The organism is Candidatus Bathyarchaeia archaeon, from assembly GCA_035935655.1.
Taxonomy (GTDB): domain Archaea; phylum Thermoproteota; class Bathyarchaeia; order 40CM-2-53-6; family 40CM-2-53-6; genus 40CM-2-53-6.
Genome location: DASYWW010000037.1, coordinates 86,787 through 101,395, shown reverse-complemented (window position 1 = coordinate 101,395; position 14,609 = coordinate 86,787). Strand labels below are relative to the sequence as shown.

Sequence of the window (14,609 nt, the reverse complement as noted above, 5' to 3'; positions counted from 1 at the left end):
GTATTGTAACCCGCCCCCGCGGCAAAAGGATTACGAACGGCCCTACTTGAATGACACAAGCTGGGAAACAGCCTCAACCACGGCTCGAATCCCGCTTTCAGCGCCTAACGTCTCGCTCAATCTTCGAGCATTCTCCCTGTTATCCTTCAGACTCCTCGAGATCGCTTCAGCCAGCTCATCAGTATCCAGCCTAGATTGCTCCACTACGACTGCTACCCCCAGTTCCTCTGCCCGCTTTGCATTGTTCGCCTGTTCAGTGTGGTTTGGGGGAGGAATCAGCACCAGAGGCTTTCCCTCCGATACGGCTTTCATGATCGTTTCATGTCCTGCTCTTGAGACAATCACGTCTGCGCGCTCGAACGTCTTCCAATACGACTGTTCAGTCATCCACTCGTGAACTGTGAGGTTCCCAATTTTCTTTTCGCCGAACGATCCGTTTGGATCACCACAACTCAAAATCATCTCGTAGTCTCTGGGAAACTCTCTAAGGATTTCTGTTAGCTTGTTCACAAGATACTTCCGGTCGGTCGCAGGTCCGCTGACGCATGCAAAGACCAGAGGCCTAACTGAACCGGTAGGTCGCTTGCCGTTCGGATGGTTGGACTTTGGTGGTGCTAAGGGCCCGACCAGCCTGACCTTTCTTCTGATCCCTGATGGGATTGCCAGATTGTATCTTGAGATAGTATGAGGCGCTTCCAGATCCGGAACAATGATCAGGTCGCTTACACCCCATGCTAGCTCAAGCATTGCGGAAATGTATCTCCAGATGATCTTTCCCGCGAAAAGGATCGGTCTGTCCGCCAGCCTATGTTTTCTATTATCCTTCGGCATTTGGACAGAGTATTGGTTGAGGATCAGAATTCTGGGTTTTCTCAGAATGAAGGCGGCTATGAGAGTTGAGATCCTTGTGTCTGATATCACCACGTCAGGCTTGAACGCGGTGATCTGCCGGACTTCTCCTATCAGTTGGCGTATGAATCCCCAGAGTCCGACGGTCACGCCGTTCTGGCTCATCGTCATCTTAGGGTCAATCGTACCATCTTCCCTGGTTCGAAACGAGAGAGGAATTGCGCTAAAGTATGTGAAACCGGATCGCTTGAGATAATCAAGGGCGTCAAGATAGGAGGAGAACAATACGTCCACGCCTTCGCTTGAGAACTCTCGCGCTATCGCGTCGCAACGGGTAATGTGTCCGAGGCCGAGCCCGCAAGGGCCGATGTACAGTCTCAACCTTTGCGTCCTTTCCCTCTCAGCTTCCTCTCGAACACTTGCCCTCCCGGTCTTTCCTCTGAAAAGATCTGCCCTTGAAACCGAGCAACCTTCACAGCACGAGTTATCCATGCATCAGGCGTAAGCCCCGCCTTCATACAACACTGGTTGAGAAATTCTTCTTCGTCGAAGCCCTCGTCAACGGCGACCTGCGGCAATAGAAGCCCTCTTGTTCCAACCCCTTCTACCAGCAAACCGTCGCGTCCGACTTCGATGTTGAGAGGTAAGTCCAGCGGGCTCCTGACCACGACATGTTCGAGCGGCGAAAGAATTGTCACCTCCAAGACAGTCCTCTCCTGGAACTCGTTTGGAGATACGGGGTCAAATCTAGCATCCATTGTGGCCGCTTCGACCGCACAACGAGCCGTCTCAACAAGCAAACTCGCCTTCGGGAATGGGTTGCCAATGCATCCTCGCAGTGCTTTGCTCGTTCTCTCGTCAAGTAGCGTAACGAACACTCCTCGCGGGAGACTGAGGTCCGAACTTGTATTCGACTTGGGCTTGAAATCTCTTCCTTCCAAATGACCTAGAATTGCCTGCCGTGCAGTCTCTACTATCTTCCTCCCGTCTTCCAGCGATAACCCGTTCATCACTGTTCCAGCTCTGACAGCTTCTCGGCCTCTCCGAGAGTCTGGCGTATTTGTTTCCAGTGGCTTCCGATCCAATACACTTTTCTGCAATTCTGGCTGGCGCATTTCCAGAATTGGTCGTATAACTTGAGGCTCGCCTGAGGGACCCTATCGGCTACATCACTCTTCGATGCTTCTACTAGGTTGGTTCCGCATTCCGGACATTTCGTATTGGCCGTGATGGGATCCAAGCTTATTCCGAAAGTCTTTCTCATCTGAGCTAGCCTCTCTTCCTCGGTTTCTCCTAGCACAAGCAAGGACACAATTTCCTTTGCGATGGCTCGCTGGTACAGTTCCTTGTCTCGAGTGAGGAGGATCATGTTCTCTTCACGGGCAATTTTGAGCAAATCGTTGTCTATCGCTGTCGTACCGTATCGTACGTCGTGGCCTAGTATTCGCAACCATCTGGCAAGCCCGCCAAGCATTCCATCAACAAGAAATCTCATTCGTGCCTTCCGCTTCTCAGAACCTTCCCGGCGCCAGCTTTTCCTATGATCTCTTCATTACTGTAGATAATCGACCCGTTCACAACGGTGGTATGGACGGCACCCTGCGTCTTCCAGTCCTCAAATGGAGAGTAACGAGCCTTAGAGAAGAACTTCCCTGGATCAATCTTTCCTCTCTTTTTCAGATCGACCAAAACTAGGTCGGCATCTGCTCCATTTTCGAGCCTTTCCTTGGAACCAAGACCGAAGACCTTTACAGGATTAGTGGAGAGTAGCGAGACTAATCGTCCGAGGGACAGCTTTCCCTTATTGACCATGGTCAACATCAAAGGCAAAGCAGTCTCAAGACCTGGTATTCCAGGCGGGCTTTTTCGAGGCGTCCGGGTCTTTTCTTTGATAGTGTGGGGTGCATGATCCGTGGCGATGATCGTCGAAGTGCCCGTGGCCATCGCTCGAAACAGACTTCCCATGTCTTTGCGAGATCTTAACGGTGGTACCATCCACGCCTTCCAGCCCAATGTCTTCACATTGTTCTCTGAGAGAAGAGTGTGATGAGGAGTGACTTCAGAAGATAATCGGCTTGAAGATCGATTCGCGATTGCAGACAAGCTAGACGGGAGACTAACATGGCAGAAATGTACGCGACAACCAATTCGTTGCTGCAGTCTCAAGATCCTTCTCACAGCGCTTGTTTCCGCATTCCCTCGTCTCGATCGGACCAGTTCTCTGAAACTATTGATCTCTCCAGTGCTTGGAAGTATGGTCGCGTCCTCAGCGTGTACTGTTAGGGGGAGCGAGGCTTGCTTCGCGGCCCTCATGACCCGGACAACTACGGCGTCATCGTTGACGTCTAAGGGGGCGATAGGGCTGGGCATGTAGAGTTTCATCGAGAAAGCTCCAGCAGACTTCATCGCTTTCGCTGCTTGCTGGTCGTCGAGTGCGGCTGCGTGGAAACCTACGTTCACAAATATTCTTCGCGAAGCCCTTGCTGCTCTCTCTTTGAGATGTTCGACAGAGTCTGTTGGCGGCTGAGAATTTGGCATGTCTAAGACAGTGGTAAATCCACCTGCGGCAGCGGCGGCGGTTCCGGTTGTGAAATCTTCTTTGTACGATAGCTTCATGTCTCGCAGGTGGACGTGCGCGTCAACTAGTCCAGGTAGTACGAGCAACCTGTTGGCTAGAATCCTTTCTTCAACTGGTTCCGTAATCTTTCGTGCTATCCTCTGAATCCTGCCGTCTTCTATGAGGATTGAGCCTCTAGTGGTCTCATTGTTAGTCCAGATGTGCGCGTCTCGAATGAGTAGGCTAGGCGGACCTGATGTCTTTTCGGTTTTAGGGCTCTTCAGGTGGTTCAAATTCCCTTGAGCAATCTGCGCATAGGAACGTCCCATCTTTCTGGACGAGATTCTCCGACCACGTCTCGCACTCATCGCAGTATCCGCCGAGTGTCGCTCGAGTCCGCGGGCTCGTGAGTCCAGCGCGACTCTTTTCGGAGGCCAAGTCGATTATGGCCGGGGTTACCTGCAGGATGTCTTTCATAGTCACAATTCCTACAAGTTTTCCGTCATCCATTACTGCGAGTCGCCGAATCTTTCGACTATTCATGACCTTTGCGGCTTCGTTAACAGTGGCCCCCGGTTTGATGGTGGCCACAGGCTTCGACATTGTCTCGCCGACCTTCAATTCTGACGGGAGAACATTTCTCGCGGCGACTCTTTGGACGATGTCTCGTTCGGTGATTATTCCGGTCGGGTTTCCGGATTTGTCAACTATGATAACGCAGCCGATGTCGTGTTTGCCCATAATCTTGGATACTCCCGCCACGGTCTCGTTCTCTTTGGCCGTGATGGGTGGCCGTGACATTATGTCGCGTACTAGAATGTCTGGCTCTGTCTCGTGAACCGACAATGCAAGATTGTCTCGCTTCGCCTTCTATAAAATCTTCATGCAATGGTGAGCGAGCCTAGCAAACATTATCTGCGGCGCGATTGACTTGTGCTCGATCGTTGTTGGTTGCGGGTCCAGGGTCAAACTTGACTCTTGAACCTTCTGAGCCTCCGAAAACTCGCCTCATCGCGCCGACGACGCTAGTCTACTGGACCCGTCTGGGCTTTGCCGTACTCGCCGGCGTGCTGTACAATCTACTGGGTCTACATGGACCAGATGTTTACCAGGGAACAGCCTCGGCGATCAGTATGGCGGTCGGAATCTACGCAATCTCCGTCTTCCTCGTCAAGTACGTCTTCGGCTACGGCCCAGCAGAGTTGAAGGGTCCAAACAAACACATTACGTTGGGAATCGGTAGTTACATTATCTGGTTCTTGTTTACAACGATACTGATCAACACGATCATTTACCCGGGTCCGTACTAGCTGCCGGTTGGTCAAGAGTCGCCTGTTCTGGCGGGGGCGTTTCGGCTGGGCTCTGCTGGTTTTTCATGCTGCTTAGCAGTGCGAAGTAGTCGTCGAGGGCTTTGAAGTATCCTCGATCATATTCGCCGTGCAGCTCGTTTGAGGTGAATTCGGAGAATTCTTTCTTGAGATTGTTGATCGTTTCTTGTGTTCTGTTTGCTAGGATTTTTGGTAGGAATATGTACTTGTCATCGTTGTTCCGGTAGGTCAGCATCAATCCTTCAAGAGCTTTCACGTAACCTCTTGACCACTGAGAGTTGTCTGATTTCTGTCGTATGACATCGAGTTCTTTCTCAGCATCCGTCCAGGCCCTAGCTTCTACATGTTCCAGGAACTTGTTTACTGGGATTTGCGGGATCACTTTCCGGTCTCCTTTATCGACGTCGTTTGACCTCGTCTTCTTCCGCGACATCAACTATTCCTCCCTCTGTGACCTTGAATATTCTCTCGCCCTCTGGCAGGTACGGGCTTGAGACGAGTCGGGCTATACGTATGGGGCCGTTGGCGGCTCTGCGGAGGAACACTCGCGTATGGCTCGTATGGGCTACTATGTGTCCGCCGACAGCGTCAACGGTGTTGGCGAAGAACTGGTCGGGTTTCGCCATGACCTGGTTGGTGACCATGGCGACGGCGTTGAAGCCTCGTGCGAGCCGGATCAGACGGTGCATGTGGTTGTTGAGGCGTTGTTGTCTCTCGGCGAGCATTTCTCTGCCGATGTATTCGCTTCGGAAGTGTGATGTTAGGGAGTCGATGATGATTAGGCGGATGTTGTTTTCTTTGATTATCTGGTCCGCCTTCTCCAAGAGGAGAATCTGATGGTCGGAGTTGTACGCTTCCGAATAGATAATCCTCTGAGCGACGTTTGTGGGCTCTAGCCCTGCTGTCTTTGCCATCCGGACGATCCATTCTGGACGGAAGGTTTGTTCTGTGTCAAGGTACAATGCTCCTCCGTCCAGCCCGCCTTTGTCGACTGGTAGCTGGACGTTGATCGCGAGCTGGTGGCAGAGGATTGACTTGCCGACGCCATATTCTCCATAGAATTCTGTGATGGTCTGTGACTCGAGTCCTCCGCCGATTAGTCCGTCGAAGGCTTTGCTTCCGGTCGTAAGACGGCGTACGCTAGCTTTCATCTTCATGAGCTCGTCGGCTCTGATGAAGGAGAGTGAGATGCTGTCTCTGGCTTCTGCGATGATCTTTGCGGCTTGCTTCTCTCCTATTCCAGCGGGTACGAGTTCTCTAACGGTGGCTGTTGCGAGGCTCTCGATTGTGTGGAAGCCGAGTTCTTTCAGTTTTTCCGATGTCGAGGGTCCGACGCCCGGTAGGTCTTCTACGACCTCGTATTTTCGGACGGCTTCCTGAGTCACTTTATGTCTCACTTGATTCGGATGATCTTGGAATCTGTTTCGAGATTATTTAAACTGCAATTCTGACGCGCCTGATTTAGCGCTGAGATGGTTCCGAAGCTAATCATGATCGGAGGGTCGAATGTACTTGGTTTCTGGTTTCGCAGGTTACAACACCCTTAATGTGAGTCCTGTTGGTTGTGCTGTTGCGTTGAGGATTATTGGGGGTTGAGGGAGAGGAGGCCCAACCCAGGAAGAGCAATAGCAGGAGGTACATAGAAAATTTGTTGGGCTGGCCTAGCGAGGAGTCTAGTGGAGTTGGGATATACGAGACCGCTCTCCTCACCTCTCTGCTCGAGTACTTCATCGTGCTCTTCTTCGGTACATGGCTGATAGTGGAGTACTTCTACAATGTCTACGAGCAGCAATACTTTGGCTCGTTCAACCCAGTCTTCTTAGTGGCTGTACTGATGGCGGCGTCAGCGTACGGGTTCATGAGACTGGTCTCCAGCGTGAGGACCGGTTTGAGGCCAAGGTATGTGAAGAAAAAGAAGATCGAGGATGATTATTGATGAGGAAGCTAAGCGTAACCACGATCGCGTCGTTTGCGCTAAACGTTATCTTGAGTCTCTGGCTCGTCAACCAGTACTTCTACGATGCCTATTTCCACGCGTACGTTGACGCTACTCTTGGACCGGTCTATCCGTTCATAGTTTTGACGGCCGGGCTCGGCGGCGGTTCAAGCCTTGGATATCTTCTCCTGAAGAGAAGACACGGAGGCGACCAGACCGGAAGACTAGAGAAGGCTAAACTGTTCAAGTCAGGTGGACCAGTTCAGACCCCTGGAAGCCTTGCTTCTCCACAAGGAAAGATCATGCCAACTGGACCGCCTCCAGGTCAGGTTTCTCGTCACACGGCTTACGCTGTTCCACCTCTACCTAAGAGCACGCCATCTACAGGCGGCGGTTCGCGTGGTTCAATCCCGTCCGCGACCATCGGCGCTTCAAAGAGTGCTCCTCCTTCGCCTTCAGTCTCCCAAAGGCTCGAACAGTTGACTCAGCCATCGACTTCCATCTTAAACTCAACCCTCAGGGGCGAATACAGGCCGGAGCAAACTGCAAGGCCCGCGCCCCCCGCTCCTCCGCCACCGGCGCCTGCTCGCGGAGAGAGCAGTGCTCCGATAAACCGGATTCCTTCCGAACCGTCGCGGTTGAGTTTCCCAGCGCAATGGAAGCCTGAAACTGGCCAGCTAAGCGATAGGCGTCCGGATTCCGGAAATGTTTTTTCAAGACCCAGCCCTATCGAACAGAAGCCTGAACCCCCCGGGTTCGGTGGCCCCGTTGGTCAGGTTCCGAAACCTCCCCAGGCATCGCAGACTCCGTTCCCCGTTTCGAAGTGGGTGCCGCCAGAGCAGAGAGGAGGCGGCCAGTGGACCGATCCAGTTCCGAAGCCGGGGCTTGCCGCTCCTCAGAAGTGGGGTCCTCCGCCAGGTCAAGGTGTTGCGCCTCGTCCTATTCCTCAAGGAGGCCCGCCTCGACCTGGCTCCGGTCCCGTTCCCGGGCCTGCAGGGCAGCGTCCACCGTTTCCGCCCGGGCAAGGTGGTCCACGGCCCCTTGGCTACCCTCCGGGTCGACCTGGACAGCCGGGTCCTGTTGGTGTTGCACCTCCATTCAGATCAGATCAGCCTCGTCCTGCTGCTCCGCCTCTTCCGCCCAGGCCATCGCAATCTCCAGGTGGGCCGTTGCCTCAGCCTTGGAGTCCGCCGAAGCCAGCTGAGAAGGGTGATGTTGGTAGTGGTTCCTCTGACAGGGATCTCTTTGGGTCTCCGCCGCCTCGCTCGTCTCAGGCGGGGCCCTCGGAAGGATCGCGACAGGCGGACAACAAACCTGCTGAGGAAGGCTCTGGTGGAGAGATGGATTGGGACACTGCACTTGATACGATACTGAAGACTCTGAAGAAAGATCGGGGAGTCGGAGAAAGGACGTAGAGACCCTTGAGGAGTATCGGGGAAGTTACAGCAAGGATTAGGCTGTTCGAGAATACGGGTATCCCAATCGTCTCGGGCATGGGAAGTGTCTAGATGAGAAGGTTACTCATCAAGCTCGTCGCGATCGAGACAATGCTGGTCGGCTGGCTTTCCTACTGGATCTTCCTCCTCTACGCCAACAACCCAGCTGTGAGCGCAGGGCTTGGCGAATCACTGACTAGGTTTCCACAACTTGCTTTCACCACCGTGGACATCGCGGTCATGGTAATTATCGCGGCGTTCGCGATCACTCTCGCCTTCAAGTTCCATCGTGGCCTGAGACCTGGCATCAGGCTTGAGAGAGCGTTGCAGATGCTGGAGAACTTGATGAAACGAAACCTGGTTCTCGAAGCACAAGTCGCGGAATTAAGAGTGGATAAAATTCCTATGCCGAGATCATCTTCCACATCTAGCGTCTCGGTTCCTGGTCTTCCATCGCCCAGTTTCTCAGCCGCTATGGCTGCACCGCCTGGAGATCCTAATCCTGGGTCATGGGAGAAAGCGTTCAGAACGCCGCTAGAGGCGGGACCGCCAGCGCCGAAGATTCGGAGTAGGACCGTCTCCGAAGCTCCATTCCGGAGTGAAACAGGCATTCCACCGCTGAGAATAGAAGCTAAGACTCCGATGCCAGCGCCTGTTAACCAGCCATTAGTAATCTCAGAAAGATCACCTGTGTCCAGCTCGGATACTGATGACAAGTTCTCTGAGAAACCAACCATTGTTTCCTCCGCTTCCTCTTGGGAGGATAGTCCAAAGTATGTTGGAGAATCCACGGGTATTCTAAATCCGTCATCAGGTTCGAAGAAGACTGCCCGCATTTCTCCTGATCAAGGGCTCAAGCAGCCATACATTCCAGTCCCAGCACCAAGGATGCCTCCTCCAAGCGTGATCGTTGGCCCGATGAACCAGAAGCCATCGTCCCCAGGCAGACAAGCACCACGTCCAATCGTTCGTCCAACGTTTCCGAGCAAACCCTCAATCAAAGAACAGCCTCCAGCTTCTAGTGCTCTGGATCCGAAGCCCGTTAGTACACCGATTATCATCGACAAGCCCGACGGTTCAATCCCGGATACGAAACCCTCTGAAACTACCACGCCTGCTGTTTCACAGGTGGAGGAGATGAAGGAGAAGACAACTGAAAAGCCGGTTGAAGGTTACAAAAAGAAACCGGCTCGCGAAGAGGATTAACCGAATCCTCCTTTCCGAATGAAACCCCCGGATGCCTATTTTCTCGTCCGCACAGGCTTTCTTCCACGCGGAGTCTTCTGAGATCTCTTCTTATCCCGCTCGCTAGCTTGGAGTACGGATTCTCGTTTTGTCTCTGACTCCCTTTCTTCCTCCCGCTCCTCAACTTCCTCAGAGACATGTTCCTCCGATTCTTCATCGGTTTCTTCCTCCAAGTCCCGATCTTCGCTCATGTCATCTTCTTCCATACTCATCGCAACCGCACCTGGCCCTTGATGGTATACAGAGAATAAGTTCTCGGTCCTATTTTCGCTTTGGCTCCTGAACGACGTCACTATCTTGACGTTGCAGAATTGTCAAGTTGTAGTCCGAGCGAAGCGATTCTATTGGCGCGGCGATTTCTTGCTACCGATAACGAATAGTGGAAAGAAAGAGGGGAGTCTTGGTTGACTACTTGCCCAAAGCTCCCGCTGGAATTCCGGTTATTGTATCGATCAGAGTAAAGGCTTCTGTCGGGGTGTGCGCGGAATCCTTCGATTGTATGGCTCGCGTTGACGAAGTCGTAGAGGACCGCTGTTTCGTCAGGGCGAGGTCGAGGCTGCCTGATTAGGTCAGGATGTCGCCAACATCTTCTCTATTCTCCAGTCTTGCCTTATCGCAACATCTTGTGATGTTTTGATTGATTGGAATGGAATCGGTGCCCTGTTCCGTGAGGCAGAGTGATGACAGTCGCAGTGATTCCTGCGACAGCGAGCTGGATTCCTAGTAGCGCTACAAATGCTACGTCACTCAACAGATACGCTCTGAACACCGCTTGCAGAGTCCCCGCGGGGGTGAACGTCAAAGCATCCTCGGCCATCGCGAAGATCTGAATCATTGAGACAAGAAGGGCTCCTAAGTATGCCGGTTTCGGTGCAACTAGGACGACAAGGGCGAGGAGTATGTCGATAACTGCAAACGCGAGGAGACCGTAGGCGTGGCTTGGGGCGACGGCTCGAAGCCATCCGTCGTTTGCGGCAATCCACACTCCGATTAGACCCGATACGAGAAGTGTGGGAATCAGAACGGTTTGTATTATTCTGCTCGAATGTTCTGGGGTTCCATGTTCTGCTGCTCTCAACGCTTGCTGGCATCTCCCACCGTCAATTGTCACAGGGCTGAACTAACTGGTTTGGACCCGAGAAAATAGGACCTAGAATTGAATAGACCAATTCCGTAATTCTGACATGAAACCCGTAACAACCCGACGTGTCAAGAAATCACTGATCTAGCGACTCGGGGGAAGCCTCCTCGATTTGCTGATGAGGTTATAGCCGGGAACACGAGGATAGATTGTATGCTTGCAGAGTCTCTTACGGGAAAGTCGGCGCCGGAGTTCTCGGGTCTCCGCGGGTGGCTAAACACCTCTCCACTGACAATGGCCGGTTTGAAGGGAAAGGTCGTTCTTCTTGATTTCTGGACCTACAGCTGTGTGAATTGTGTCAGATCCCTGCCTCACATGAAATTACTCCACAACGAATTTGCAGGAGCTCCATTCGTCTTGGTAGGGGTCCATACTCCAGAGTTCGAGTTCGAAAAACTACCGGAAAATGTCGCAAGTGCAGTGAAAAGGTTTGGAATAGAATACCCCGTCGCAATCGACAGTGAAAACACCACGTGGAAACTGTACGGAAACCAGTACTGGCCACGCCAGACCCTAGTAGATTCCAAGGGAACAATTCGATGGGAACACGCGGGCGAAGGCGATTACGACAAGATGGAAGAGAGAATTCGAGATTTGCTAAAAGAAACAGGGAAGCCTATGGGAGGCAAGAATGATGCCGGGGTTAAGATGGAAAAGTTCGGGTTTATGCCGAACACGACTCCCGAAATCTACGCCGGGGCATTGAGGTCTCAGGGTTTCGGAAACGGACAAGTTAAGGCGTCTGGAAGCCGCACGCGGTACACGGACCCTGGGAAACACTCGCGAGACATCCCGTACTTGAGCGGAGATTGGGCTCAGCTCCCGGAGTATGTGATACACGCATCCTCTGAGGCTGGCTATGCCCTCCTGAAGTATGGTGCTCGCAACGCGAACGCGGTTCTCGGAGCGTCAGACGCGAAACCGGTGAGGGTCGACGTTGAGCTTGATGGGAAGCCGATAGAAAAAGGAAAGGCAGGCGCTGATGTCCGGTGGGATTCGACGGGTAGTTTCCTCTTGGTTACGGAGAACAGACTTTACGACATCGTTCGAACGAAGGCCTTCGAGACTCATGAGTTGAAGCTCATTACGAATGCTGACGACCTGCGTCTTTACACGTACACCTTCGGCTAGAGCCAAAAAACTCAACGAGTCTTATCACCGATTGACGCGTGGCAAGGGAGCCAGAGTTCTTCGTCTCGCTAGAGATTTTGTCGCTTCGCAGTCTATGAATGGTCATCGGTCAGACGACGAAGTGTTCGGCGACTCACTCTTGAAGGGGAGAAAGGCTCATGGACCCGACCCCTCTGTTTACTAGTTGAATTTTTTTCTCGACGCACATCAAAACGATAGAATCGATAGGTTCCTCGAGCCATACTTGATGGGCGTCCCGGTAGGCTCCCTACGTGGGTTCTTCCGCCCAAGCAGGGAACCAAACTTACCCTTGACGGCGACACTCCATCATATTTTTCTTTAAATTTGTGGGATCTTCAGTCCTAGATGAGATAGCTTCGGTGGCAGATGAAAAAGGGGTCGGACTCAAGGGCTGGCTATCAGGGCCGAGACCCAAGACTCCGATTGATCCGGTCAACGTCGAGAAGCTTGTACCCTTGAACAAGCATCGGATTGCAGTGCTCCCAATGACAAACATCAGCCCCGACCCTCAGGATGACTATTTCGCTGAAGGAATGACGGACGAATTAATCTCCACAATTTCAAGGATTCAGGGTCTACGCGTAGTCGCGCGTACTTCCTCAATGAGGTACAAAGGCTCAGGTAAGGGAGTTTCAGAGATCAGCCAAGAGTTGCGGACAGGCAGTGTTCTTGAAGGAACCGTAAGAAAAGCTGGGAACAGACTACGAGTCACAGCGCAACTAGTCGACCCGGAAAGCGAGGAAAACCTCTGGTCGCAAACGTATGATAGGAAATTGGGCGATGTATTCAACATCCAGAGCGACATAGCTCGAAACGTGGCTGAAGGTCTCAAAGTTCAGCTTCACGCGAGCCACGGAACAAGGTTTCAGAACGAACCGACAAAGAACACAGAAGCATATTCGATCTACCTCAAAGGAAGATATTTCTGGAATAGAGGAACAGCTGACTCTCTGAAGAAGGCCCTAGTCCAGTTCGAGCTGGCCGTCAAGAAGGACCCTAACTTCGCTCTCGGATATTCTGGTCTCGCGGACACTTACCTCTTGCTGGGCCGAATTGGCACTGATTTGCCAAAACTTCTCTATCCGAAAGCGATAGAGATCGCCGCGAAGGCAATTGCCATCGACGCGTCAATCGCTGAGCCTCACGCCACACTCGCCGCGGCCCGCCAGGAATACGAATGGAAGTGGGAAGAAGCCGAGAGAGAGTTCAAGCAGGCAAGAGAGTTGAACCCTAGCTACGCGTGGGCACACAGCGGGTACGGTCTGTTCCTAGGGCATGTAGGAAGGTACGACGAAGCCATTGAGTCGACTAAACGCGCACAGGAACTTGACCCTTTCTCCCCGAGAATACATACGAATGCTTCCGAGGAGTACTTGTTCGCTCACCAGTACGACCTGGCGATAGAGGCCGCTGAAAGGGCGATCGAAATCGACTCTTCCTTCCCAGCTGGATACGGATGGCGCGGAGATGCTGAGGTTGAGAAGGGAATGTACGAGCAGGCCATCGCTGATTTTCGAGAGGCGGACAAACTGGTGGGTTTCCCAGTACTCCTGGGTAATATTGGATACGTGCTCGCAATCTCAGGGAGGACATCGGAAGCAAGCGGGATTCTGGAACAGCTCAAGAACGACCGAGACCAGCGCCCGACAGACCCCCCAGATCGTCGCTGGCTTCGTATCGCACTTGTCCACATTGGACTTGGCAATAATCAGCTTGCACTTGACTTGCTGGAGAAAGTCTTCGATGAGCATTCCCCCGCCATGACTCATCTCAAGTCATGGCCAGCCTTTTCGAGGCTACATGGAGAGCCTCGATATAGGGCACTGCTGAAGAAAGTAGGCCTAGATCGTTGAGCCCCATTCCCTCGTTGTTGAGCGGGTAGAGACTAAGTGCTTGGATGAGAGATGGCATTGGTGGCTGATGAGAAAGGAGTTGGGACTGAAGGGTTGGCTATGAATGACCAAGGATCCTGTGGGTCTTGTATGGTTCCTCTAGCCGATTCAATTCATCACTTGACAACTGAATGTCAAGCGACCCAATCGCCTCGTCAATGTGCTCGACCCTGGTAGCGCCGATGATTGGGGCGTTTACTCCCTTGTACCGCAGCCATGCAAGTGCGATCTGGGCTGTCGTCGCTCCCTTCTCCTTTGCAACCTCTTCTGCTCGTTCCACCACGTCAAAGTCTTCGGGACGGAAGAACCTCTCCGCGAAATACTTGTCAGTCTTGTATCTCGAAGTGCTGGGGGTCTTTCCCCGCTTGTATCTTCCCGTCAGGAATCCTCTTGCTAAAGGGCTCCATGGGATCAAGCCTATTCCCTGATCGTTGCATAATGGGATCATTTCGCGTTCTTCTTCTCGGTAGCAGAGGTTGTAGTGGTTCTGCATCGAGACAAACCGCGCGATCCCGAATTGGTCACTGATGAAGAGCGCCTTGGCGAACTGCCAGGCCCACATGCTAGACGCGCCTATGTATCCGACGGTTCCCTGTCGGACAAGATCATTCAGCGCAAGAAGCGTCTCTTCGATTGGTGTCGCGTAGTCCCACCGATGTGTCTGGTAGAGGTCGATCCTATCGGTTTGAAGTCTCTTGAGGGATTTTCTCACCTGCTGCAGAATATGATATCGCGAGAGGCCCTCCTTGTTCGGACCCTCGCCGACCTTCAATCTCACCTTTGTCGCGATAACGACATCATCGCGATAGTCTTTCAGCAGCTCACCGACTATCTCTTCGGAGCGTCCGTTGGAATACAGGTTTGCAGTGTCAAAGAAATTTACTCCCAAGTCGATCGCTCGCTTTACGATAGGTCTCGCCTTATCGATCTCGATCATCCACTCTTCCAAGTTACCGAACGACATCGTGCCAAGACAGATCTGGGAGACCTGTAGACCAGTGGAACCAAGTCGAGTGTATTGCATTCTAGCCCAACGGTGCCTGGATCTCTTACTTCGGTTTAAGCGTTCGACA

At 52.7% G+C, this 14,609-nt stretch carries 16 protein-coding genes; 6 read left to right on the top strand and 10 right to left on the bottom strand.

Annotation, left to right across the window (positions count from 1 at the left end):
* Positions 1-42: 42 nt before the first annotated feature.
* The 5 genes from VGS11_05810 to VGS11_05790 are packed head-to-tail and all read right to left on the bottom strand — an operon-like array spanning position 43 to position 4,252.
* Positions 43-1,230 carry a glycosyltransferase gene (locus VGS11_05810; protein ID HEV2119602.1) on the bottom strand — a complete coding sequence of 396 codons (1,188 nt, stop codon included), beginning with the start codon at positions 1,228-1,230 and terminating at the stop codon, positions 43-45.
* Entirely contained in the window at positions 1,227-1,949 is a 723-nt protein-coding gene (locus tag VGS11_05805) for a TIGR00296 family protein (protein ID HEV2119601.1), read from the bottom strand. Before VGS11_05805 ends, VGS11_05810 begins: the two co-directional genes overlap by 4 nt.
* A complete protein-coding gene (locus VGS11_05800) occupies positions 1,859-2,344 on the bottom strand; it encodes a Mut7-C RNAse domain-containing protein (GenBank protein ID HEV2119600.1) in 486 nt (161 codons plus the stop codon). The genes VGS11_05805 and VGS11_05800 overlap by 91 nt, the downstream gene beginning before the upstream one ends.
* Positions 2,341-3,699, bottom strand: coding sequence for a dihydroorotase family protein (locus tag VGS11_05795; protein HEV2119599.1), 1,359 nt, complete (start codon positions 3,697-3,699; stop codon positions 2,341-2,343). The genes VGS11_05800 and VGS11_05795 overlap by 4 nt, the downstream gene beginning before the upstream one ends.
* Positions 3,677-4,252: a CBS domain-containing protein gene (locus VGS11_05790; protein HEV2119598.1), complete on the bottom strand. Its 576-nt coding sequence runs from the start codon at positions 4,250-4,252 to the stop codon at positions 3,677-3,679. Before VGS11_05790 ends, VGS11_05795 begins: the two co-directional genes overlap by 23 nt.
* 125 nt (positions 4,253-4,377) lie before the next feature.
* Between VGS11_05790 and VGS11_05785 the strand changes: the two genes are divergently transcribed.
* Positions 4,378-4,716 carry a hypothetical protein gene (locus tag VGS11_05785; protein HEV2119597.1) on the top strand — a complete coding sequence of 113 codons (339 nt, stop codon included), beginning with the start codon at positions 4,378-4,380 and terminating at the stop codon, positions 4,714-4,716.
* Here the strand turns inward: VGS11_05785 and VGS11_05780 are convergent.
* Together VGS11_05780 and radA are read right to left on the bottom strand one after the other, a co-directional pair.
* Positions 4,694-5,167 (bottom strand): hypothetical protein, encoded by a 474-nt coding sequence (locus VGS11_05780; GenBank protein ID HEV2119596.1) that lies wholly within the window; start codon positions 5,165-5,167, stop codon positions 4,694-4,696. The two genes, VGS11_05785 and VGS11_05780, sit on opposite strands and share 23 nt — an antisense overlap.
* Positions 5,130-6,119, bottom strand: coding sequence for a DNA repair and recombination protein RadA (gene radA, locus VGS11_05775; GenBank protein HEV2119595.1), 990 nt, complete (start codon positions 6,117-6,119; stop codon positions 5,130-5,132). The genes VGS11_05780 and radA overlap by 38 nt, the downstream gene beginning before the upstream one ends.
* A 200-nt stretch (positions 6,120-6,319) precedes the next feature.
* On the opposite strand from radA, the gene VGS11_05770 reads away from it, so the two are divergent.
* From VGS11_05770 to VGS11_05760, 3 genes are all read left to right on the top strand, one after another.
* Positions 6,320-6,670 (top strand): hypothetical protein, encoded by a 351-nt coding sequence (locus VGS11_05770; GenBank protein ID HEV2119594.1) that lies wholly within the window; start codon positions 6,320-6,322, stop codon positions 6,668-6,670.
* Complete coding sequence (locus VGS11_05765; protein ID HEV2119593.1) at positions 6,670-8,085, top strand: hypothetical protein; 1,416 nt, start codon at positions 6,670-6,672, stop codon at positions 8,083-8,085. The genes VGS11_05770 and VGS11_05765 overlap by 1 nt, the downstream gene beginning before the upstream one ends.
* Before the next feature lie 93 nt (positions 8,086-8,178).
* Complete coding sequence (locus tag VGS11_05760) at positions 8,179-9,312, top strand: hypothetical protein (protein HEV2119592.1); 1,134 nt, start codon at positions 8,179-8,181, stop codon at positions 9,310-9,312.
* 35 nt (positions 9,313-9,347) lie between these two features.
* Here the strand turns inward: VGS11_05760 and VGS11_05755 are convergent, their stop codons facing one another.
* Together VGS11_05755 and VGS11_05750 are read right to left on the bottom strand one after the other, a co-directional pair.
* Positions 9,348-9,563, bottom strand: a complete 216-nt coding sequence (locus tag VGS11_05755; GenBank protein HEV2119591.1) for a hypothetical protein — start codon at positions 9,561-9,563, stop codon at positions 9,348-9,350.
* Positions 9,564-9,961: 398 nt separating this feature from the next.
* Positions 9,962-10,429, bottom strand: a complete 468-nt coding sequence (locus tag VGS11_05750) for a hypothetical protein (GenBank protein ID HEV2119590.1) — start codon at positions 10,427-10,429, stop codon at positions 9,962-9,964.
* 216 nt (positions 10,430-10,645) lie between these two features.
* On the opposite strand from VGS11_05750, the gene VGS11_05745 reads away from it, so the two are divergent.
* A complete protein-coding gene (locus VGS11_05745) occupies positions 10,646-11,623 on the top strand; it encodes a redoxin family protein (GenBank protein ID HEV2119589.1) in 978 nt (325 codons plus the stop codon).
* A 380-nt stretch (positions 11,624-12,003) separates the two neighbouring features.
* On the top strand, positions 12,004-13,497 hold the full coding sequence (locus tag VGS11_05740; protein ID HEV2119588.1) for a tetratricopeptide repeat protein: 1,494 nt from the start codon (positions 12,004-12,006) through the stop codon (positions 13,495-13,497).
* A gap of 97 nt (positions 13,498-13,594) precedes the next feature.
* Here VGS11_05740 and VGS11_05735 read toward each other — a convergent pair whose 3' ends face one another.
* Entirely contained in the window at positions 13,595-14,560 is a 966-nt protein-coding gene (locus tag VGS11_05735) for an aldo/keto reductase (protein HEV2119587.1), read from the bottom strand.
* Between the last annotated feature and the right edge of the window lie 49 nt (positions 14,561-14,609).

Excerpts from the sequence above, each read along its gene's own strand:
- VGS11_05745 (HEV2119589.1), top strand. The coding sequence starts at position 10,646 with ATGCTTGCAGAGTCTCTTACGGGAAAGTCGGCGCCGGAGTTCTCGGGT.
- VGS11_05780 (HEV2119596.1), bottom strand. The coding sequence starts at position 5,167 with ATGTCGCGGAAGAAGACGAGGTCAAACGACGTCGATAAAGGAGACCGG.
- VGS11_05765 (HEV2119593.1), top strand. The coding sequence starts at position 6,670 with ATGAGGAAGCTAAGCGTAACCACGATCGCGTCGTTTGCGCTAAACGTT.
- VGS11_05760 (HEV2119592.1), top strand. The coding sequence starts at position 8,179 with ATGAGAAGGTTACTCATCAAGCTCGTCGCGATCGAGACAATGCTGGTC.
- VGS11_05800 (HEV2119600.1), bottom strand. The coding sequence starts at position 2,344 with ATGAGATTTCTTGTTGATGGAATGCTTGGCGGGCTTGCCAGATGGTTG.
- VGS11_05735 (HEV2119587.1), bottom strand. The coding sequence starts at position 14,560 with ATGCAATACACTCGACTTGGTTCCACTGGTCTACAGGTCTCCCAGATC.
- VGS11_05755 (HEV2119591.1), bottom strand. The coding sequence starts at position 9,563 with ATGAGTATGGAAGAAGATGACATGAGCGAAGATCGGGACTTGGAGGAA.